At 57.3% G+C, this 19,101-nt stretch carries 20 protein-coding genes and 2 tRNA genes; 13 read left to right on the top strand and 9 right to left on the bottom strand.

Annotated elements, in window-relative coordinates:
* The first annotated feature begins 63 nt into the window (after window positions 1–63).
* Both aroA and ED661_RS06645 read left to right on the top strand, forming a co-directional pair.
* Entirely contained in the window at window positions 64–1,410 is a 1,347-nt protein-coding gene (gene aroA, locus ED661_RS06650) for a 3-phosphoshikimate 1-carboxyvinyltransferase (RefSeq protein ID WP_122073111.1), read from the top strand.
* A 21-nt stretch (window positions 1,411–1,431) separates the two neighbouring features.
* Window positions 1,432–2,043, top strand: coding sequence for a d(CMP) kinase (locus ED661_RS06645; RefSeq protein WP_122073110.1), 612 nt, complete (start codon window positions 1,432–1,434; stop codon window positions 2,041–2,043).
* Window positions 2,044–2,130: 87 nt separating this feature from the next.
* Here ED661_RS06645 and ED661_RS06640 read toward each other — a convergent pair whose 3' ends face one another.
* Complete coding sequence (locus ED661_RS06640) at window positions 2,131–2,700, bottom strand: hypothetical protein (RefSeq protein WP_162930063.1); 570 nt, start codon at window positions 2,698–2,700, stop codon at window positions 2,131–2,133.
* 202 nt (window positions 2,701–2,902) lie between these two features.
* Here ED661_RS06640 and ED661_RS06635 point away from each other — a divergent pair, with 202 nt between their 5' ends.
* The 9 genes from ED661_RS06635 to ED661_RS06595 all read left to right on the top strand — a co-directional run bounded on the left by ED661_RS06635 (window position 2,903) and on the right by ED661_RS06595 (window position 10,665).
* Window positions 2,903–3,535 (top strand): nitroreductase family protein, encoded by a 633-nt coding sequence (locus ED661_RS06635; RefSeq protein WP_122073108.1) that lies wholly within the window; start codon window positions 2,903–2,905, stop codon window positions 3,533–3,535.
* 343 nt (window positions 3,536–3,878) lie between these two features.
* Complete coding sequence (gene rpsA, locus ED661_RS06630; protein WP_122073107.1) at window positions 3,879–5,555, top strand: 30S ribosomal protein S1; 1,677 nt, start codon at window positions 3,879–3,881, stop codon at window positions 5,553–5,555.
* A gap of 411 nt (window positions 5,556–5,966) precedes the next feature.
* Window positions 5,967–6,251, top strand: coding sequence for an integration host factor subunit beta (ihfB, locus tag ED661_RS06625; RefSeq protein WP_009811081.1), 285 nt, complete (start codon window positions 5,967–5,969; stop codon window positions 6,249–6,251).
* On the top strand, window positions 6,252–6,602 hold the full coding sequence (locus ED661_RS06620) for a lipopolysaccharide assembly protein LapA domain-containing protein (protein WP_122073106.1): 351 nt from the start codon (window positions 6,252–6,254) through the stop codon (window positions 6,600–6,602).
* 9 nt (window positions 6,603–6,611) lie between these two features.
* Window positions 6,612–7,265: a phosphoribosylanthranilate isomerase gene (locus ED661_RS06615; RefSeq protein ID WP_122073105.1), complete on the top strand. Its 654-nt coding sequence runs from the start codon at window positions 6,612–6,614 to the stop codon at window positions 7,263–7,265.
* Between the two features lie 142 nt (window positions 7,266–7,407).
* Complete coding sequence (gene trpB, locus ED661_RS06610) at window positions 7,408–8,667, top strand: tryptophan synthase subunit beta (protein WP_122073104.1); 1,260 nt, start codon at window positions 7,408–7,410, stop codon at window positions 8,665–8,667.
* A gap of 319 nt (window positions 8,668–8,986) precedes the next feature.
* Window positions 8,987–9,059: transfer RNA gene (locus tag ED661_RS06605), tRNA-Leu, on the top strand.
* A tRNA-Asn gene (locus tag ED661_RS06600) sits at window positions 9,057–9,129 on the top strand. Before ED661_RS06605 ends, ED661_RS06600 begins: the two co-directional genes overlap by 3 nt.
* A 390-nt stretch (window positions 9,130–9,519) precedes the next feature.
* Window positions 9,520–10,665 carry a slipin family protein gene (locus ED661_RS06595; protein WP_122073103.1) on the top strand — a complete coding sequence of 382 codons (1,146 nt, stop codon included), beginning with the start codon at window positions 9,520–9,522 and terminating at the stop codon, window positions 10,663–10,665.
* Window positions 10,666–10,737: 72 nt separating this feature from the next.
* On the opposite strand, the gene ED661_RS06590 is transcribed toward ED661_RS06595, so the two are convergent.
* The 5 genes from ED661_RS06590 to ED661_RS06565 form a co-directional block, all read right to left on the bottom strand.
* Window positions 10,738–11,061 (bottom strand): antibiotic biosynthesis monooxygenase, encoded by a 324-nt coding sequence (locus tag ED661_RS06590; RefSeq protein ID WP_122073102.1) that lies wholly within the window; start codon window positions 11,059–11,061, stop codon window positions 10,738–10,740.
* Between the two features lie 154 nt (window positions 11,062–11,215).
* Window positions 11,216–11,605 (bottom strand): DUF2237 family protein, encoded by a 390-nt coding sequence (locus tag ED661_RS06585; protein ID WP_122073101.1) that lies wholly within the window; start codon window positions 11,603–11,605, stop codon window positions 11,216–11,218.
* Between the two features lie 10 nt (window positions 11,606–11,615).
* Entirely contained in the window at window positions 11,616–12,779 is a 1,164-nt protein-coding gene (locus ED661_RS06580; RefSeq protein WP_122073100.1) for a serine hydrolase, read from the bottom strand.
* A gap of 77 nt (window positions 12,780–12,856) precedes the next feature.
* Window positions 12,857–13,606: an aminoacyl-tRNA hydrolase gene (gene pth / locus ED661_RS06575; protein ID WP_122073099.1), complete on the bottom strand. Its 750-nt coding sequence runs from the start codon at window positions 13,604–13,606 to the stop codon at window positions 12,857–12,859.
* A gap of 667 nt (window positions 13,607–14,273) precedes the next feature.
* On the bottom strand, window positions 14,274–14,900 hold the full coding sequence (locus tag ED661_RS06565; RefSeq protein WP_122073097.1) for a 50S ribosomal protein L25/general stress protein Ctc: 627 nt from the start codon (window positions 14,898–14,900) through the stop codon (window positions 14,274–14,276).
* 281 nt (window positions 14,901–15,181) lie between these two features.
* Between ED661_RS06565 and ED661_RS06560 the strand changes: the two genes are divergently transcribed.
* Together ED661_RS06560 and ED661_RS06555 are read left to right on the top strand one after the other, a co-directional pair.
* Window positions 15,182–15,607 (top strand): hypothetical protein, encoded by a 426-nt coding sequence (locus tag ED661_RS06560; protein ID WP_162930062.1) that lies wholly within the window; start codon window positions 15,182–15,184, stop codon window positions 15,605–15,607.
* A complete protein-coding gene (locus ED661_RS06555; protein WP_122073095.1) occupies window positions 15,604–16,308 on the top strand; it encodes an HTTM domain-containing protein in 705 nt (234 codons plus the stop codon). Before ED661_RS06560 ends, ED661_RS06555 begins: the two co-directional genes overlap by 4 nt.
* Window positions 16,309–16,324: 16 nt before the next feature.
* Here ED661_RS06555 and ED661_RS06550 read toward each other — a convergent pair whose 3' ends face one another.
* From ED661_RS06550 to ED661_RS06540, 3 genes are all read right to left on the bottom strand, one after another.
* On the bottom strand, window positions 16,325–17,491 hold the full coding sequence (locus ED661_RS06550; RefSeq protein ID WP_122073094.1) for an alpha-hydroxy acid oxidase: 1,167 nt from the start codon (window positions 17,489–17,491) through the stop codon (window positions 16,325–16,327).
* Window positions 17,492–17,631: 140 nt separating this feature from the next.
* Window positions 17,632–18,423 (bottom strand): tryptophan synthase subunit alpha, encoded by a 792-nt coding sequence (trpA, locus tag ED661_RS06545; RefSeq protein ID WP_122073093.1) that lies wholly within the window; start codon window positions 18,421–18,423, stop codon window positions 17,632–17,634.
* A gap of 91 nt (window positions 18,424–18,514) precedes the next feature.
* The gene (locus tag ED661_RS06540; RefSeq protein ID WP_254054781.1) at window positions 18,515–19,009 is read right to left on the bottom strand and encodes an acyloxyacyl hydrolase; all 495 of its coding nucleotides are present in this window, start codon (window positions 19,007–19,009) and stop codon (window positions 18,515–18,517) included.
* Between the last annotated feature and the right edge of the window lie 92 nt (window positions 19,010–19,101).

Below are 19,101 nucleotides of genomic sequence, written 5' to 3'. Positions count from 1 at the left end.
ATAGCGGAAACATATGCAGGCAGACAGGATGCCAGCAGACACGACAAAGACAAAGGAAGCGCCATGTCCGGACACGGTACCCCCACCCCGATGACCTCTCACTGTGCCGAGCCCCTGAAAGGCACCGCCGAGGTGCCTGGCGACAAGTCGATCTCGCATCGCTCCTTGATCCTGGGGGCCATGGCCATTGGTGAGACCAAGATCTCGGGGTTGCTGGAAGGCGATGATGTATTGGACACCGCCAAGGCCATGCAGGCTTTTGGCGCCGAAGTGACCAACCACGGTGGCGGTAATTGGTCCGTACACGGGGTTGGAGTTGGCGGTTTTGCCGAGCCGGATCAGGTCATTGATTGTGGTAACTCCGGCACTGGCGTGCGGCTGATCATGGGCTGCATGGCGACCTCGCCTATATCGGTGACCTTTACCGGCGATGCCAGCCTCAACGGCCGCCCCATGGCGCGGGTCACTGATCCGCTGGCACTGTTTGGAACCAAAGCGGTTGGTCGCAAGGGCGGGCGTTTGCCGATGACCATCGTGGGGGCGGCAGAACCAACGCCTGTGCGCTATGTGGTTCCGGTGCCCTCGGCGCAGGTGAAATCCGCGGTGCTGCTGGCGGGGCTGAATGCGCCGGGCAAAACCGTGGTGATTGAGAAAGAAGCCACCCGCGATCACTCTGAGCGGATGCTGGCGGGCTTTGGCGCGGAAATCACAGTTGAAGACACGGATGAAGGCCGGGTGATTACCCTGACGGGGCAGCCAGAGCTGAAGCCGCAGGTGATTGCAGTGCCGCGTGACCCTTCCTCGGCGGCCTTCCCGGTCTGTGCGGCCCTGGTCACGCCGGGGTCGGATGTCTTGGTGCCGGGCATTGGCCTCAACCCCACTCGCGCCGGGTTGTTCTACACCCTGCAGGACATGGGTGCTGATCTGACCTTTGAAAACCCGCGCGAAGAGGGCGGTGAGCCGGTTGCGGATCTGCGGGCGAAATTCTCCCCCAATATGCAGGGGATCGAGGTGCCGCCCGAGCGCGCGGCCTCGATGATCGATGAGTACCCCGTCTTGTCGGTTGTTGCCTCCTTTGCCACTGGCAAAACAATGATGGCTGGCGTTAAAGAGCTGCGCGTGAAGGAAAGCGACCGCATCGACGCGATGGCGCGGGGGCTGCGGGCCAATGGCGTCACCGTGGATGAGGGCGAGGATTGGTGGTCCGTTGAGGGCCTCGGCCCAGACGGGGTTCTAGGCGGCGGCACCTGCGAGAGCTTCCTGGATCACCGTATCGCCATGTCTTTCATGGTGATGGGCATGGGCGCGCAAAACTCGGTGACTGTTGATGACGGCAACCCGATCACTACCTCTTTTCCGATTTTTGAGCCGCTGATGACCGGCCTTGGCGCCAAGCTGAGCAAGGGCTGACAGGCCAGGAGGGCAGGGCAGATGACCGCAAGTTTTACCATTGCCATTGATGGACCCGCCGCTGCGGGTAAGGGCACCATTTCCAAGGCTGTCGCCGCTGCGCTGGACCTCGCACATCTGGACACCGGGCTGCTCTACCGTGCGGTTGGGGTGAAAGTGCTGGAGGGCATGCCAGCCATCGCCGCAGCACAGAGCCTGACGCCCGAAGATCTGCAACGCGGTGATCTGCGCGGCCCCGAGGCGGCACAGGCGGCCTCCAAAGTTGCGGTCATTGCCGAGGTGCGCGCGGCGCTGGTCGATTTCCAGCGCGCCTTTGCCCGGCGCGCGGGCGGGGCGGTTCTGGACGGGCGCGACATCGGCACGGTGATCTGCCCCTATGCTGAGGTGAAGCTCTTTGTCACTGCTAGTGCCGAAGTGCGGGCGCAGCGGCGGTTTCTGGAACTCTCCGCCAAAGGGGAAGCTGAGACGCTTGAAGAAGTCCTGGCAGATGTGAAAGCCCGCGATGAGCGTGATATGAACCGGTCTGAGGCACCATTGAAACCGGCTGAAGACGCCGTGGTGATTGATACCAGTGATTTGGCCATTGAAGAGGCGGTGGCTCGGGCTCTGCAAGAGGTTGCCACCCGTCGTTGAAGGTTTCCAAGATTCAGTGAAACGACAACAAACGTGCTTCAGCTGGAGCTCACCAACAGCGGCTATGCGGACAAAGCGACGTTCGAACTAACGTCCAAAGATACGCGAAAAGAGGCTCTTTTTCTTAGGAACAAAGATGGTGAAAAAGGACTCGACATCACTGTGTTTCAAGTAATTCTCGTGCCTGAATCCGAAATCCAATGCAGCTAGATCGAGCGGGATCTCAAAAATATGATCGTCTCCTTCACCATCATTCTGTTGGGCTGAGTTGTGCATTTGTTTCAGTTCCGAAAAGCCTTCAGGAAGTACGCCAGATTCTGACAAATCGAATAAATCGTCGCCATCACCAGCGTGTGTTATCTTCCAAATTTGCTGCCCACCTTTCCAGAATTCAGCCGAACTCCACATAACCGTTTCATTTACTTCACAAATATAGGTTTCATACTGCCTCGAAAGCTCAGACACTTGTGCTAAAGTGTTTTGGCCAAAACCTTCGCTTTCCGACCAAAGTATTGTCCAACCACTTTCTATGAGCTTAGCGATCCACCATTGGCCGTCCGGCATTTCAGTTTGCCGGTCACCAAGAGTCAAATTCAAAGCCTCTGCTAGTTTTTCTGGTGATGCCTTGCTGGCAAGGTAACAAATCCGAAAACCCAAACGCCATTCCCCCAAGCAATTTGATGAGACACTAGTGGCATAGCTTGCCTCTCACAATAATTGAACAGAGCTGGATTCTTAGAGGTAGGTTTGGGCTCAAAGCTTCCGTTAGGTCTCGTCGGAAGAAATTTTTCGTCAGATATTGAACTGAACTGTTTAGTTCCGATATGGGGAGGTGAACCTTCCAATGACGGGAAAGACGATGTTTCTAGAAAAGCTGAACTGGCGCTATGCCACCAAAAAGATGGACCCTTCCAAGCCAGTGGCGGAAGAAGCCGTGGCGAAGATCGTCGAGGCTGTACAAATGGCACCAACCTCCAGCGGCTTGCAGCCTTATGAATTGCTGGTTGTGCGCAACAAAGACCTGCGGGCGACTATTCGCCCTGTTGCCTGGGATCAGGCGCAGATTACCGATGGCTCGCATCTGCTGGTCTTTGCCGCCTGGGATAACTACAGCGAAGAGCGCATCGACGCGGTGGTCGACCAGATGGCAGCCGAGCGCGGCGGCATGAATGACCTGTTGCAGGGCTATTATGATCGCCTCAAGGCGATGTACCTGCCCCGCTCCGAAGAGGAAAACTACGCCCATGCAGCTCGTCAGGCCTATATTGGTCTGGGCTTTGCTCTGGCGGCCGCGGCAGAGCTGGGCGTGGACAGCACCCCGATGGAAGGGTTTGATCCGGCGCAAGTGGACGAGATCCTGGGCCTGAAGGAAAAAGGCTTGCGTTCGGTCCTGTTGCTGCCGTTGGGCACCCGCGATGAGAGCGGCGATTGGCTGTTGAACCTCAAGAAGGTACGCAAACCGCTGAGTACATTTGTCACCAATATGGATTGATCAGACAGGATGGTGCAGCTTACCCAGAGCCGCCCCATTCAGGTCCTAAAGGGACGGGCCGATTGTGCGGTTTTTTCTACCATCGCTCCTGATAAACAAGGCCTATTCTTGCACCCTGCGCGGGTTTCTCTTGCGCGGGGCAGGGAATCCGCTTAATAAGCGCGCTGTCAGTATAGGGGCGGCTAACGCTCGAATGACAATCTGAGCAGGGTCGGGGTAAGTTCCGGCCCTTTGTGTTTGTTTGCTTCAGATGTCTTCGTGCCACGTTCCATGCGACCAAACCCCAAGACCGGCGGAGACAACCGCACGGCCAGAAAACTTTGTAAAGGAAACCTGAGACCTCATGGCTCAAAACGTATCTATGGAGGACTTCGAAGCCCTTCTGAATGAAAGCTTCGAAATGGACACCCCAAATGAGGGTTCCGTTGTTAAAGGCAAGGTTATCGCGATCGAAGCGGGCCAGGCCCTGATCGACGTAGGCTACAAGATGGAAGGCCGCGTCGACCTTAAAGAATTCGCAAACCCTGGCGAAGCTCCTGAAATCGCAGTCGGTGACGAGGTAGAAGTCTACCTGCGTTCCGCTGAGAATGCCCGTGGCGAAGCCGTTATCTCCCGCGAGATGGCACGCCGCGAAGAAGCTTGGGACCGTCTGGAAAAAGCCTATGCCGACGACGAGCGCGTCGAAGGCGCGATCTTTGGTCGTGTCAAAGGTGGCTTCACAGTCGATCTGGGTGGCGCAGTTGCCTTCCTACCAGGTTCGCAAGTTGACGTCCGCCCCGTGCGCGACGCTGGCCCTCTGATGGGTCTGAAGCAGCCCTTCCAGATCCTGAAAATGGACCGTCGTCGTGGCAATATCGTTGTATCGCGTCGTGCGATCCTCGAAGAGTCCCGCGCCGAACAGCGCGCCGAAGTTATCGGCAAACTCTCCGAAGGCGATTCTGTTGACGGTGTGGTCAAGAACATCACCGAATACGGTGCCTTTGTTGACCTCGGCGGCGTAGACGGCCTGCTGCACGTCACCGACATGGCATGGCGTCGTGTGAACCACCCCTCCGAGATCCTGGCGATCGGCGAAACCGTCAAGGTTCAGGTCATCAAGATCAACAAAGAGACCCACCGTATCTCCCTCGGCATGAAACAGCTGCAGGAAGATCCATGGGATCTGGTTGGCGCCAAGTATCCGCTCTCCTCGGTCCACAAAGGCCGTGTTACCAACATCACCGATTACGGTGCATTTGTTGAGCTGGAGCCCGGTGTTGAAGGTCTGGTCCACGTCTCCGAGATGTCCTGGACCAAGAAGAACGTACACCCCGGCAAGATCGTCTCCACTTCGCAGGAAGTCGACGTCATGGTTCTGGAAATCGACGGTTCCAAGCGTCGCGTTTCCCTGGGTCTCAAGCAGACACAGCGTAACCCATGGGAAGTGTTCTCCGAGAGCAACCCCGAGGGCACCGAAGTCGAAGGCGAAGTCAAGAACATCACCGAATTCGGTCTGTTCATCGGCCTCGAAGGCGACATCGACGGCATGGTTCACCTGTCCGACCTGTCCTGGGACGAGCGCGGCGAAGATGCGATCCAGAACTACCGCAAAGGCGACATGGTTTCGGCCGTTGTCTCCGAAGTAGACGTTGAAAAAGAGCGTATCTCCCTGTCGATCAAAGCCCTGGGCGGCGACAAGTTCGCTGAAGCCGTTGGCGGCGTGAAGCGTGGCTCCATTGTCACCGTGAACGTCACTGCCATCGAAGAAGGCGGCATTGAAGTCGAATACGAAGGCATGAAGAGCTTCATCCGTCGTTCCGACCTGTCGCGTGATCGTGCTGAGCAGCGCCCCGAGCGCTTCAATGTTGGCGACAAGGTCGACGTTCGCGTCACCAATGTCGACAGCAAGACCCGTCGTCTGGGTCTGTCGATCAAAGCCCGCGAGATCGCAGAAGAAAAAGAAGCTGTTGAGCAGTATGGTTCCTCGGATTCCGGCGCAAGCTTGGGCGACATCCTGGGCGCAGCTCTGAACAACGACTAATTTCGACCTGCACTTTAGGTTTTAAACCATTCGAGCGGCCCTGCCTTTTGGCGGGGCCGTTTCTTTTTGGGCGGATTTCCACCAATCTGGTTAGAGGTGGAAGTGGGGGCCTGCCCTGGGTTCGTGCCTTGTCCAGGTCCTGAGGATCCGCCGAACAGGTGCTCATGGCATCGCTGGTAACCGATTGCGAATCAATCACTTCTCCTGGGGCCTTGTGACGTCGGCTGAGGCCTTCGCTGCGTCAACTTTGCTGTTAACCGGAGGCAAAATCGAGATTTTGTGGTCGTTTGACGAATTTTGCAGGGCAAATATCGGCCATGTGTCCTCTGTTTTGGTTCCTAGACGGGGCTTTTGTACCTATAGTTGTCGTTAGCCGACAAAGGCTTGCGTACATCTGGGAGGGCAGTAAGTATGATCCGTTCTGAATTGATTCAGAAGATTGCAGACGAAAACCCGCACCTGTATCAGCGGGATGTCGAAAGGATCGTGAACACGGTGTTTGAGGAAGTGACTGACGCGATGTCCCGGGGTGACCGGGTCGAATTGCGTGGCTTTGGCGCTTTCTCGGTCAAACAAAGAGATTCGCGGGTTGGCCGCAACCCACGCACCGGGGAAACTGTCCAAGTTGAAGAAAAACATGTTCCGTTCTTCAAGACCGGTAAGCTCTTGAGGGACCGCCTGAACGGAAAGGCCTAAATGCGTTATATTCGCTACGCTGTCCTGGGAACTCTGGGGCTCTTGTTGGTGTCGGTTTGTATCGCAAACCGCTCTGTTGTTGCGCTGAAATTGCTGCCGGATGCAGTTTCGGAATTTGCCGGGATGAACCCCTCGATCTCTTTGCCGCTTTTTGTGGTGGTTCTGGGCGGTCTGGGTGTTGGTCTGGCGATTGGCTTTACCTGGGAGTGGCTCCGCGAGCATAAGCACCGCCGCGCTGTCAGCACTCAGAATCGCGAAGTGAAAAAGCTCTCACGCGAGGTGAAGAAGCTGAAGCAGCAAAAACACGAGGGCAAGGACGAGGTTCTGGCCCTTCTGGAAGAAGCTGGCTGAGTAAGGCGGATGAGTGCTATTCGGGTTAAGATCTGCGGGCTTAAAACCCCGCAGGATGTGGCTGCGGCTGCCTCTGCGGGCGCTGGCTATGTAGGATTTGTTTTCTTCCCCAAATCCCCACGTAACGTCTCCTTTGAACAGGCCGCCAGCCTGGCGCTGGAAGCCCCCGTTGGGCTGTGCAAAGTGGCGCTGACCGTCAATGCTGATGACGCCATGTTGGACGCGCTGACCGAGGCGGTGCCGCTGGACATGCTACAGCTGCACGGCGGCGAGAGCCCGGAGCGGGTGGCGCAGGTCAAGGCGCGCTATGGTTTGTCGGTTATGAAGGCAATTGGGATTGCCGGGGCCGAAGATCTGGCAAAGATTGACCTCTATTCACAGATTGCCGATCAGTTGCTGATCGATGCCAAGCCCCCCAAGGATGCTGATCTGCCGGGTGGCAATGGGCTGGCCTTTGACTGGCGTCTGCTGGCCGGGCGCAAATACTGGCAACGCCCCTGGATGCTGGCGGGTGGTCTTACCCCTGACAATGTGGCTGAGGCGGTGCGCTTGACTGGCGCGCGTCAGGTCGATGTCTCTTCCGGAGTCGAGACCGCACCGGGGCAAAAGGATGCTGATCTGATCGGTCGCTTTACCTCCGCGGCCCTGTCTGCTGCGGGCTGACTGCCGACAGGGCAAGGGGCGCATCCATAGGTGAAACTGTGGTTAGGAGACCAGAATCCTGCCCGGCCTCTCTTTACCCGCCGCCGCCTGCGCGCTAGTCATGTCGGGCGCTGCGATCAGTGCTGCGACAAGGGGAAGAACCATGGCAAACGATCTCTTCAACAGCTTTATGAACGGACCTGACGAAAAGGGTCGTTTTGGTATCTTTGGCGGGAGGTTTGTTTCGGAAACCCTGATGCCGCTGATCCTCAGCCTGGAAGAGGAATATGATCGCGCCAAGGATGATCCCAGCTTCTGGGCAGAGATGGATGACCTGTGGAAGCACTATGTAGGTCGTCCCAGCCCACTCTATCATGCGGAACGTCTGAGCACCCATCTGGGTGGTGCCAAGATCTACATGAAACGCGACGAGCTGAACCACACTGGCGCCCATAAAGTCAACAATGTGCTGGGCCAGATCCTGCTGGCGCGCCGCATGGGCAAAAGCCGCATCATTGCCGAAACCGGCGCGGGCCAGCACGGGGTTGCAACCGCAACTGTCTGTGCCAAGTTTGGCCTGAAATGTGTGGTTTATATGGGTGCACATGACGTGAAACGTCAGGCACCAAACGTGTTCCGCATGCGCCTGCTGGGCGCCGAAGTCATCCCCGTAACCTCGGGTCGTGGTACCCTGAAGGACGCGATGAACGATGCGCTGCGGGACTGGGTGACCAACGTCAAGGATACATTCTACTGCATCGGTACGGCAGCTGGCCCACATCCCTATCCGGCCTTGGTCCGGGATTTCCAGTCGATCATCGGCAAGGAAGTCCGCTGGCAACTGGCCGAGCAGGAGGGAGAAGGCCGCCTGCCGGATACGCTGATCGCGGCCATCGGTGGCGGCTCTAACGCCATTGGCCTGTTCCACCCTTTCCTGGATGATAAATCCGTCAATATCATCGGCGTTGAGGCCGGCGGTAAGGGCGTGGATGACCGGATGCAGCACTGTGCTTCGCTCACCGGTGGACGCCCCGGCGTCTTGCACGGCAACCGCACCTATCTGCTGCAGGATGAGGATGGCCAGATCCAGGAAGGTTTCTCGATCTCTGCCGGGCTGGACTATCCAGGCATCGGCCCGGAGCACTCCTGGCTGCATGACACTGGCCGCGCCGAATATGTCTCTATCACCGACAAGGAGGCCCTGGAGGCTTTCCAGCTGTCCTGTGCGATGGAAGGCATCATCCCAGCGCTGGAGCCCAGTCATGCGCTGGCTCATGTGATCAAGATCGCGCCAGATCTGCCAAAAGACCACATCATCGTGATGAACATGTGCGGACGCGGCGACAAGGATGTCTTCACCGTGGCCAAACACCTGGGCTTTGACATGTCCGACACCGAAGAGGGGCGCTCCTTCGAGGAGTAAGCCCTTGGTGCTGAACAGGCCAAACCGGCCAGTCGGTTTTTGAAACATCTGCAAAACACGGCGTCCCAAATCAGGGGCGCCGTTTTGCTATTGTCGCGGGATGTTTGCAGATATTGCGTGACTGGGTAATTTTGCTGCGCACACGCCAAGGGTGTGCTGGGTGCCAAAATAACTTATTGAGTGAAATCATGCTTCCCGCCTAAACAGCGCTTCACCGGTCAGGTTGAACCGGACCCTAGCGGGCAGAGGTGATCACTCTCCCGGTGCGGACGGCGCTGCCGATCCCGTATGCCAGGGCCGCGGAATTCCGGATTGGTTGGCTGAAGTAGCTCAGTGGGAGAGCGACAGATTCAGGTTCTGTAGGCGGAGGTTCGATCCCTCCCTAAGCACCAAATGTAGCTCATCTGGAAGAGCATTCGACTGTTAATCGAAATGGAGCGGGTTCGACTCCCGTCATTTGAAAAAGCCGTTCAATCAGCACCGGCCTTCAACGCCGGCCGCGTAAGCGGTCCTCAACTATCGGATCCGGGGATCTTCCAGCAGGAGGGCCCTGCCAATCAGACTCCGGTCTGACTGGGTTTTGGTCCTGCTGCTCTGACTCCCTGCCGAAGCGCTGATGACGGTTCTGCCGGTTGCAGGTCCGCCCTGGGGAAGGCTCCCAAAGGCGCGCTTGCAATCCAATGGCCCTCTCGCAGAACTTTCGCAAGGCTCCATGGCGCGGCGGATTTCCGGATCTTTTCGCCCCAGATTTTGGGGCCCACACCTGACAGCCAATCGGGCTGCAACCCCCTGACAACAAAAAGGAGTTCGCATTTTGCGACGACGATAGGCGATTTGAACAGGAGAAGAAAAATGACAATCGTGCAAACACTTGCTGACCTTGTGACCGGCCATACCCGGGTTACCTTGAGCGAAGGCCAGCGGATGCTGGTGCTCCACAAGGGGCGGTTCCACGCCATTCTGGGGGCTGGTGAAAACCGGATCCCACACAAAAACTGCGCAGTTGAGATGCATGCCATGGACCACCCCCGTTTCAAGTCGCGCTATGCGGAGGCCTTGCTAAAGGCCAGCCCTGATCTGGCAGAGGCGCATCTGCAGGAGTTCCGCGCCGCTGAAGGCGAGGTGCTGGTTGTTCTGCGCGACGGGACACCGCATGAGGTTCTCCTGCCCGAAGAGCGGGCGGTCTTTTGGAAAGACGCCGGTCCCTGGGAGGTGGAGCGCCATGTGCTGGGCGAGACCCTGCAATTGCCGCTTGCGCTGGCCAAACGTCTGGTGCGGCTGGGGCTGGCCACGCGCTTTAGCACGGTTGAGGTTGCCGAGGGTCATACAGGGCTGCTGACAGTGGACGGGAACTTCTTGGAGCAACTGCCCCCTGGCACCCATGCCTTTTGGCGGTTGGGCCGTCATGTGGCGGTGAAACAGGTGGATCTGCGTCTGCGCAGCCATGAGGTGACCGGACAAGAGATCCTGACGAAGGACCGGGTGACCATCCGGGTAAACCTCTCGGCGGATTACCAGGTTGTTGACCCGGTAAAGGCGGTTGGCGCGGTCAAGGACTTTGAAGCGGCCCTGCACCGGGCGCTGCAACTGGCCTTTCGCCGTACCCTTGGGGCGCTGACCCTGGACCGGCTGCTGGCCGAAAAGGTCAATGTCGATGCAGTTGCGGCCGACAAGGTTCGCACCGAGATGGCAGAGATCGGCATCAAGGTTGGGGAGATCGCGCTGAAAGACGTGATCCTGCCCGGCGAGATGCGCGAAATTCTCACCTCGGTGGTGGCGGCGGAAAAACAGGCTGAGGCCAATGTGATCCGGCGCCGCGAAGAGACTAACGCGACGCGCGCGCTGCTCAATACAGCCAAGGTCATGGCCGACAACCCGGTCATGCTACGGTTGAAGGAGCTGGAGGCGCTGGAAAGCATCGCCAGCAAGGTTGATTGTCTGACCGTGCACAATGGCACTGAAGGCCTGATGAGCGACCTTGTGCGCCTGCGGGATTGAGCGTTGAACACCATGGCCGATCCGGGTAACCGGGTCGGCCACTGCAGTTTGCTTAGAGAGGTTTCTTATCTCTCAAGCGGATTCTAGGAGAACGGTATCGAACCCCTCAAACTCGGGGTGACCCAGGATCGGGCTTTCGCCCTCGCGCTTACCCGCATTGCGGTGCGAGGCGCGGAACTGTTCGGATTTGGTCCAGGCGTCAAAGTCTTCCTGGCTGTCCCAGACAACATGGCTGGAATAGAGGCTGAATTCTGCGCTCTGGGGGCCTTTGAGCAGGCGGAACTCACGAAAACCGTTCAGCTCATTTAGATGCGATTCGCGCGATTTCCAGATCTGTTCAAAATCTGCTTCGCGGCCGGGGCGAATTTTAAAACGGTTCATGGCGATATAGCTCATGCCGGTCTCCTCGTTTGATTATTGAAAAGAGGCTGGCGTCGGTCGCCCGAGGGGACGGTGATTGCTGGCTACGGCCCTGCCATAGCTGCAAAACCGAGAGCGGGTCAATCGTATAGAACTGCAGGAGTACCAACAGTTGGCCCGGACGGGGCCTTTAGCTGCCTGTTCCAGAGGTGCTGACATTGTGGTGTTGCAACAGTGGCAGGGGGACTACGTCCAAGGCCCGTGCATGGGTCGCTTCAAGACGAACAAGCGGCGCGCAGCCCTCATCCGCGGCCTGCAAGAACCGACCTGCACAAAGACACCAACGGTCCCCAGGGGTCAGGCCGGCAAAGCCATATTCGGGGCGCGGTGTGGACAGGTCATTGCCGACATATTTGGAATAAGCAAGAAACTCAGCCGTCATGACGGCGCAAACAGTGTGGCTGCCCTGATCCTCGGCGCAGGTGTTGCAGTGGCCATCGCGAAAGAAGCCAGTGAGAGGGGTGAGCGAGCAGGGCTCAAGAGCCCCGCCCAGTACATTTATGCTTTGATCCTGTTTCATAACAGGCAGCCTACAGGATTCGGGCCAGCTTTCGGAACATTTCGATGTTGATCTCGTTGACGCCCTTTTCGCGGAACTTACGGTCTGCAGCGGTACTGACGATGACAACGTCACGCGCCTGATCGATATAGATGTATTGCCCATAGACACCGCGCGCCATGAATTCACCTGCTTCGGCACCAACCGGGATCCACCACTGGTAACCATAGCCAATTTTGTCGGACTTGGTTGGGGCTGAGGGCGCGGTGGAGGCCGCAATCCAGTCCGCGGGTATCACCTGCTGACCATCGTATTGCCCATCCTGTTCGATCATCAGGCCAAAGCGGGCATAGTCGCGGGTGGTGATGTTCAAGCCCCCCAGCACAAAGGCAACGCCCTCACCGTCGGTGACATAGTAGATATCCTGCTCCAGCCCCAGTGGTGCAATGATCCGGTCCTGCAACAGGCTGGCGATGCTTTTGCCAGTGGCCCCACGGATGACCATGCCGATGACATGGGTGTCGATTGAGACATATTGCCAGCGCTCGCCGGGGCTGGCGAAGGTCTCGCTCAGATCGGCGGTGAACTGATCCAGCGTGCCGCCGAGTGCGACCTCGCGGCCCATGCGGTTGATGTCGGAGTCATAGTCCAGATAGTCTTCGTCAAAGGTGACGCCACTGGCCATGTTCAACACGTTGCGGATAGAGGCGCCATCATAGGCGCTTCCTTTCAGCAGCGGCGCATATTTGGTCACCGGATCATCAATGGAGGCAATAGCCCCCTCGTCGAGCAGCACCCCAAAGAGGGCCGACAGGTAACTTTTGGCCACTGACCATGAGATGCGGCGATCTTCGGCACGGGTATCCAAATGATAGCTTTCATGACGGATTTCCCCGGCCTTCATCAGCAAGAGGGAGGTCACCGAGCGGTCTTTGATCCAGGCATCGGTTTCAGCTGGCAGCGTCATTGTACTGCCCGTCGGAAGGTGGCTGACCGGCCCGCTGCCCCGCATTACAGGGGTGGTCAGGAAGGCCTTATCCATGTGGGAGAAATTGCTGACGATCTTTTCCGCAGAAAACAGCGAGTTCACGGCCCAGAGCCGTTGGATTTGCTCGCGCTTCCAAATCCCGAAGCCCGCCAGAATGATGGCAAAGACCACCAGTGCCCGTAGCAATCGTTTGAGATGTTTCTTCATGTCCAGTGCCTCCCTCGTTTCTCTAGGTCTAAACCGGGAGGGGCAGGGTACAAAGAAGGACGCCGCGGAAACCGCCGCTATTTGAACTTATCGACCAGTTTTTCCAACGCCGAGCGGGAGTCAGGTTCTTGAACCGCGGCAGGTTTCCCCTGTGGCTTTACTTGCTGGGTCACAGGCTCTTGTGACGGCTGCTGATTGGTGGATTGCTTGGCCTTGGAGGAATTTGATCCGGTAGGTTTTGATCCGGTCGAGCTGCGCGGGGGGGCCACACGCAGGGACACGGCATTCATGAATTTGCCGCCATCCCCTGCGGCCAGCGCTGCGGCGCCATCTGAGATGCCACGCAGAAGATCATCCAGCCAGGCCTCATCGGCCTTGGGGAAATCGCGCAGCACATAGCCCGCAACGGCATCCTTATGGCCGGGGTGTCCAACCCCCAGTCGCACCCGGCCATAATCGGCCCCGATATGGGATTGCAATGAGCGCAGCCCGTTATGGCCGGCATGGCCGCCGCCCTGTTTGACCCGGCATTTTCCCGGCGCCAGATCCAGCTCGTCGTGCAACACGGTGACATCTTCGCTGGTCAGTTTGTAAAAGCGCATCGCCTCGCCAACCGCCTGGCCAGAGAGGTTCATGAAGGTCTGTGGTTTGAGTAAAATGACTTTGATGCCGCCCAGGTTTCCCTCGCAGAGCTGGGCCTGGAACTTGGATTTCCAGGGTGAAAACCCATGGTCAGTGGCAATTTCGTCCAGCGCCATAAAGCCGATATTATGCCGGTTACGGGCATATTTGGCACCGGGGTTCCCGAGCCCAACAAAGAGTTTCATGGCCTGTCTCATCCTAAGTGTAGGGCGCTGCCTGTCCTTGACTGTCTGCAATTCCATCCGGGGCAGGCAGCCAAGTCCCAGTCTTTGACGCTATATGAAGAGGTTTTTGGCAAAACTCCAGAGCAGCCATCTGCAGGGCGGAGAAATCTCGCAGGAGAGGCACTCCTGCAAAGATCGGCTCTGGCGCCCTTAGGGGGCAATTAGAGCATCAAATTCTTTGCACGCCTCTTTGCGGTAGGAGATACTCTGCTTCCTTGCCCAGCAAATGGCGCGGAATTGGATCCGATATGGTCTCACCGCCAAATCTGGGGGAGTCAAAATTGAACCCTCGCAAAATTCTGAACAACAGCCTTCTGCGCAGCTTGGCTTCTTCTTGCTCCAATCTATCCATCATCTCACATCACCCCTTACTAATGATAAATGGGAGCCTGATGGGAAAAGGCAAACGAGAGGTTTGTAAGGACAAGGATTCTGTTTAGAGCTTGTCCCTTTTTTTGAACAGTTTTTGCGGATTTATGGGTTGTTTTACTTTTTTGGGCTGCGCCGATTCTGTTGGGCTGGGTAGATACCAAATCTGCAGGGGCAGGAGCTAGAGGCAGGCTATCGCCGGAAAAAAACGGGGCCCCGAAGGACCCCGTTTCATCACATCCCCATTGGGGCGGTGATCTTATTCTTCGGCAGCAGCCTCTTCGCCGCCTTCTTCGTCTTCGTCGGAGGCAGAGATGCCGCCGGGTGCTGCGATGTTTGCAACAACGAAGTCACGGTCGATTGTTGGGCGTGCACCTTTGGGCAGCTCGATCGACGAGATGGTGATCACATCGCCAATTTGGCTGTTCGCCAGATCAACGGTGAGCTTCTCAGGAATATCACCAGCGGTCACAACCAGCTCGACCTCAGGACGAACAACTGCGAGCATGCCGCCTTTTTTGACGCCGGGGCAGGTGTCTTCGTTGATGAATTCAACCGGGATGAACAGGTTGATTTCCGAAGTCCGGCGCAGGCGCATCAGGTCGAGGTGGGTTGGCAGGTCTTTGACAACATCACGCTGAACGTCGCGGCAGATCACGCGCACGTCTTCCTGGCCTTCAACTTTCAGGTTCCACAGGGTGGACTTGAATTTGCCGGCTTTCAGCTTTTTCAACAGAACGTTGAAAGGGATCTGGATCGACAGAGGATCCGCGTCACCACCGTAAACAACACCAGGAACCATGCCAGCACGACGTGCTGCGCGAGCGGCGCCCTTGCCCGTCCCCGCACGTTCCTCGGCGACGAGATCAGGAATCTCTTTTGCCATCTTAATTCTCCAATATATCTATGCAGGGTGCCTCCAAGGCTGTCACCCCACGTGAAGGCCTGCCCTTACAGGGGATTTAGGGTTCTCGCAAGGGGGTCTTTGGTTGAAGCGGGCGATTGGGGGCGCTGCCCCCCGGCCTGTGGCCTCCCCCCGGGATATTTATGGCCAAATGAAATGGCAAAGGGGAGTGATGCGCCGAAAGAAACAGGGTGGGCAAAAGGAAGTGTTAAAGGCCGCCGACTAATCTGGAGAGCAATATTCATTTGCTGGAGCCTGCTGCGGTGCTGCGTCTACTTTCACTCTTTTTGCCGACGGTGATTCCCTCTTGGCGATTCTTCAAGACCGTGGCCCCCTCGCCGCGGATTGAATACCGCCTTATTGAGGGGGAGAGCATTGGGGACTGGCAAGAGGACCGCCCGCGACCGACCCATCTGGGGCTGGGTCAGGTCTTGCGCCGCATGCTGTGGAACCCGGACTGGAACGAGCAGCTTTATCTTGTCAGCTGTTCTGAGAGGCTGATCGAAGCGCCAAGCCAGCATAGTGTGGATGAGATCAATCTGAGGGTTGCCCGGACTCTGCCTGAGGGGGCGCAGATGTTGCAGTTTCGTCTGGTGTTTTTGTCACGTGAGGGGGCTCGGCTGGTCAAGCTGGTGGAGTATGAAAGCACCCAGGTGGCCTTGGCCAGTTTGCAGGCGGTGGCGGCATGAGTGCGCTGGTATTTTTGCAGTCGAGCCTCACTGCTGGGGAGGCGATGGGCTGGATGCAGCTATTGCTTTCCTTTGCCATTGGTCAGCAAAGCCTGGAGCATCTGGTGCGGGGGGATCGGATGATCTTTGTACCGCGCCTCATGCTCTGTGGTGCCATGGGGCTGGGAATCGGCGGTGCCTGGCCGGTCTGGGGGCTCTGGGTGATTAGCCTGGCGATGCTCAGGCGGTATCAGGGGCCCTATAATGGCGGCAGCGACAAGATGACCATGCTGATCCTCAGCTGTCTCAGCCTCGCTCATCTGGCGCCAACGCCGTTTTGGCAGGAAATGGCGCTGTCTTATCTGGCGGTGCAGCTGGTGCTGTCCTATTTTGTTTCCGGCTGGGTCAAGGTGGTGAACCCAGAATGGCGCTGCGGTGAGGCGCTCTGTGACGTGTTTCGCTTTTCTGCCTATCCCGTGAGCGAGGCGCTGCGCTCCCTGGCAGAGCGCCCGCGTTTTCTGTTTGTTATGGGCTGGGCGGTGATCCTGTTTGAGCTGGTCTTTCCGCTGGCTCTGCTGGATCCTGTGGCACTGAAGCTGGCACTGCTCTGCGCTGCCGGGTTTCACTTTTCCAATGCCTGTTTCTTTGGTCTGAACCGGTTTTTCTGGATTTGGCTTTGCGCCTATCCGGCCCTGATCTGGTTTCAGGACCGGATTTTTTGATCGCATACCGCCAGGATCAACCCTGCCAGTCGCCTTCAAAGTTCTTTGGGATCAGCAGGTTGTGCCGACCAAGATTGGCAATATCGCGCTCACCACAAAGCGCCATGGTGGTGTCTAGCTCCTTGTGGATCACCTCCAGTGCCTTGGTGACACCCTTTTGCCCCATAGCCCCCAGCCCGTAGACAAAGGCGCGGCCGATCATGGTGCCATTGGCGCCCATCGCGAGCGATTTCAGGACGTCCTGGCCAGATCGAATACCGCTGTCCAGGATCACTTCGACCTCGCCACCAACCGCATCCAGGATCTGTGGCAGCATGCGGATCGAGCTGAGCGCGCCGTCCAGCTGACGCCCGCCGTGGTTGGAAACAACAATGGCATCGGCCCCCACTTTGACGGCCATCCTGGCGTCTTCGGCGTCCAGGATGCCTTTGAGGATCACCTTGCCGCCCCACATCTCTTTGAGCTTGGCAATTTTGCCCCAGTCCAGCGAGAGATCGAATTGCTCTGCGGTCCAGGCCCCCAATGAGGAGGCATCGGAGATGCCTTCGACATGGCCGACAATATTGCCAAACTCGCGCCGTTTGGCGCCGAGCATCTCGATGCCCCAGGCCCATTTGGTCATCAGGTTGGCAATGGTTTTTGGCGTCAGTTTTGGCGGGGCGGAGAGGCCGTTTTTCAGATCCTTGTGGCGCTGACCGAGGATCTGCAGATCCAGGGTGATCACCAGGGCTGAGCATTTGGCGTCTTTGGCGCGTTGGATCAGGCGGCGCACATAGTCTTCGTCGTTCATGGTATAAAGCTGGAACCAAAAGGGCTTGGTCGTGGCCTCAGCGACATCCTCTATCGAGTTGATCGACATGGTCGAGAGTGTAAAGGGCACGCCAAACTCTTCGGCTGCTTTGGCTGCTTTGATCTCGCCATCGGCATGTTGCATGCCAGTGAGACCAACCGGCGCCAGAGAGACAGGCATGGAGACATCTTCGCCGATCATCTGCGCTGCTGTGCTGCGTCCCGACATATCCACGGCGACGCGCTGGCGCAGGCGGATCTGTTCAAAATCAGAGGTGTTTTCACGAAAGGTCTGTTCGGTCCAGCTGCCGCTCTCTGCGTAGTCAAAAAACATCCGCGGCACCCGCCGCTCGTAGATGCGTTTCAGATCCTGAATATTGGTAATGACCGGCACGGATGAACCCTCGCTCTGATGTGGTAAAGTTTCCTTACCAATTTTTACCTCTCGCTGCAATACTCAGTGCGATATTCCTAAAACGCAAATGGCCGCACCCAGAGGCGCGGCCATAACAGGACGAAAATCGTGAAGTCTGGTTAGCCTTTATGGGCGCCATCTGCGAGCGATTTTACAAAGGCCAAAGTGTCAGATACGGATTGGCTCTCGGCCATCTTGCTGACGATGGCGCTGCCGACGACGGCGCCATCCGAGATCGAAGCGATGTTCTGTGCCTTTTCCGGTGTGTTGATACCAAAGCCAACGATGACGGGGAGGTCAGTGGCGGATTTGATCCGGGCCACTTCGGGGCCAACATCCCCAGCCTGGGCCTCGGCGGCGCCGGTGATGCCGGTGACGGAGACGTAGTAGACAAAGCCAGAGGTATTTTGCAGCACGGTGGGCAGGCGTTTGTCATCCGTGGTGGGGGTCGCTAGACGGATGAAATTCAGCCCTGCCTGTTGCGCCGGAATGCAGAGCTCTTCGTCTTCTTCCGGCGGCAGGTCGACCACGATCAACCCATCAATACCGGCGGCCTTGGCATCCGTGAGGAAGGTCTCAACGCCGCGATTGTAGATCGGGTTGTAATAGCCCATCAAAACAATCGGGGTGGTGTCGTCTTCCTTGCGGAACTCCGCAGCCAGTTGCAGGGTCTTTTCCAGGGTCATGCCGACATCAAGCGCCCGCTGACCTGCCAACTGAATGGTGGGGCCATCGGCCATTGGATCAGTGAAAGGAAGACCAAGCTCGATGATATCGACGCCAGCTGCGGGCAGCCCTTTTACCAGCTCGAGCGAGAGATCATAGTCAGGATCACCGGCCATGACATAGGACACAAAGGCCTTTTTGCCGGCGGCTTTGAGTTCGGCGAATTTTGCGTCAATACGGGTCATGATGGGGCCTCTTGCAACTTACCGCTCCGGTGTGCCGAAAGTTGCCGGGGAAATCAATCCCGAGCCAGGCCCCATTTGTGTTTTGCTGCCACTAGTTCAGCGGAATATGCCAGCGCAGAGACAGGGTGTTCACACCGGGATTGATCGAGGCTGTCGAGGCATTGGACTTGTGGCTCAGCGCCAATGACAGCGCCTTGCCGCTTTTGAACCGTTTGCCGACGGCCAGCTGGCTGCGGATCTCAAAGGTGGAACCAAGATCATTCAAGGAGGTCCCTTCGACATAGGCTCCTGGTAAGACACTGGCCGAGATAAACCAGTCCTGTTGTAGATCCCATTTGCCACTCACACCGCCACCAACAAAGGCATCGCCGGTTTCGACGACTTCAAGTGCGCCTGCCAGGCGGGCGGAAAAAACACGCCCTTCATAAAAGGGACGGTGAATGTACTCCATTGACAAAGTTACGCCGTCCTCTGACCCCTGCAGAGAATAGTCAGAATAGCCTGCACCAAGAACGATTTCCTGACCAAGGGCAGAGCTTGCAAAGCCAACGGCCAAAACTGTTGATAGCAGAATGTTGTTTTTCATTTCTTTCCCCATAACATCGTGGAACTTGGGAGGAGTTAAGATAGCACATATCGTTTTTAAACCTCCCTACACGTTTACGAGAAAATGTGTGA

The sequence above is a fragment of the Pseudophaeobacter sp. EL27 genome, from assembly GCF_900313025.1.
In the GTDB taxonomy this organism is placed as follows: domain Bacteria; phylum Pseudomonadota; class Alphaproteobacteria; order Rhodobacterales; family Rhodobacteraceae; genus Pseudophaeobacter.
Note: the sequence above shows the minus strand (reverse complement) of the source record. Positions and strands in the feature narration are given on the sequence as shown.

What these genes read in the sequence shown, in the direction of transcription:
- aroA (WP_122073111.1), top strand. Translation starts at nt 64, where the DNA reads ATGTCCGGACACGGTACCCCCACCCCGATGACCTCTCACTGTGCCGAG.
- ED661_RS06645 (WP_122073110.1), top strand. Translation starts at nt 1,432, where the DNA reads ATGACCGCAAGTTTTACCATTGCCATTGATGGACCCGCCGCTGCGGGT.
- ED661_RS06635 (WP_122073108.1), top strand. Translation starts at nt 2,903, where the DNA reads ATGTTTCTAGAAAAGCTGAACTGGCGCTATGCCACCAAAAAGATGGAC.
- rpsA (WP_122073107.1), top strand. Translation starts at nt 3,879, where the DNA reads ATGGCTCAAAACGTATCTATGGAGGACTTCGAAGCCCTTCTGAATGAA.
- ihfB (WP_009811081.1), top strand. Translation starts at nt 5,967, where the DNA reads ATGATCCGTTCTGAATTGATTCAGAAGATTGCAGACGAAAACCCGCAC.
- ED661_RS06620 (WP_122073106.1), top strand. Translation starts at nt 6,252, where the DNA reads ATGCGTTATATTCGCTACGCTGTCCTGGGAACTCTGGGGCTCTTGTTG.
- ED661_RS06615 (WP_122073105.1), top strand. Translation starts at nt 6,612, where the DNA reads ATGAGTGCTATTCGGGTTAAGATCTGCGGGCTTAAAACCCCGCAGGAT.
- trpB (WP_122073104.1), top strand. Translation starts at nt 7,408, where the DNA reads ATGGCAAACGATCTCTTCAACAGCTTTATGAACGGACCTGACGAAAAG.
- ED661_RS06595 (WP_122073103.1), top strand. Translation starts at nt 9,520, where the DNA reads ATGACAATCGTGCAAACACTTGCTGACCTTGTGACCGGCCATACCCGG.
- ED661_RS06590 (WP_122073102.1), bottom strand. Translation starts at nt 11,061, where the DNA reads ATGAGCTATATCGCCATGAACCGTTTTAAAATTCGCCCCGGCCGCGAA.
- ED661_RS06585 (WP_122073101.1), bottom strand. Translation starts at nt 11,605, where the DNA reads ATGAAACAGGATCAAAGCATAAATGTACTGGGCGGGGCTCTTGAGCCC.
- ED661_RS06580 (WP_122073100.1), bottom strand. Translation starts at nt 12,779, where the DNA reads ATGAAGAAACATCTCAAACGATTGCTACGGGCACTGGTGGTCTTTGCC.
- pth (WP_122073099.1), bottom strand. Translation starts at nt 13,606, where the DNA reads ATGAAACTCTTTGTTGGGCTCGGGAACCCCGGTGCCAAATATGCCCGT.
- ED661_RS06565 (WP_122073097.1), bottom strand. Translation starts at nt 14,900, where the DNA reads ATGGCAAAAGAGATTCCTGATCTCGTCGCCGAGGAACGTGCGGGGACG.
- ED661_RS06555 (WP_122073095.1), top strand. Translation starts at nt 15,604, where the DNA reads ATGAGTGCGCTGGTATTTTTGCAGTCGAGCCTCACTGCTGGGGAGGCG.
- trpA (WP_122073093.1), bottom strand. Translation starts at nt 18,423, where the DNA reads ATGACCCGTATTGACGCAAAATTCGCCGAACTCAAAGCCGCCGGCAAA.
- ED661_RS06540 (WP_254054781.1), bottom strand. Translation starts at nt 19,009, where the DNA reads ATGAAAAACAACATTCTGCTATCAACAGTTTTGGCCGTTGGCTTTGCA.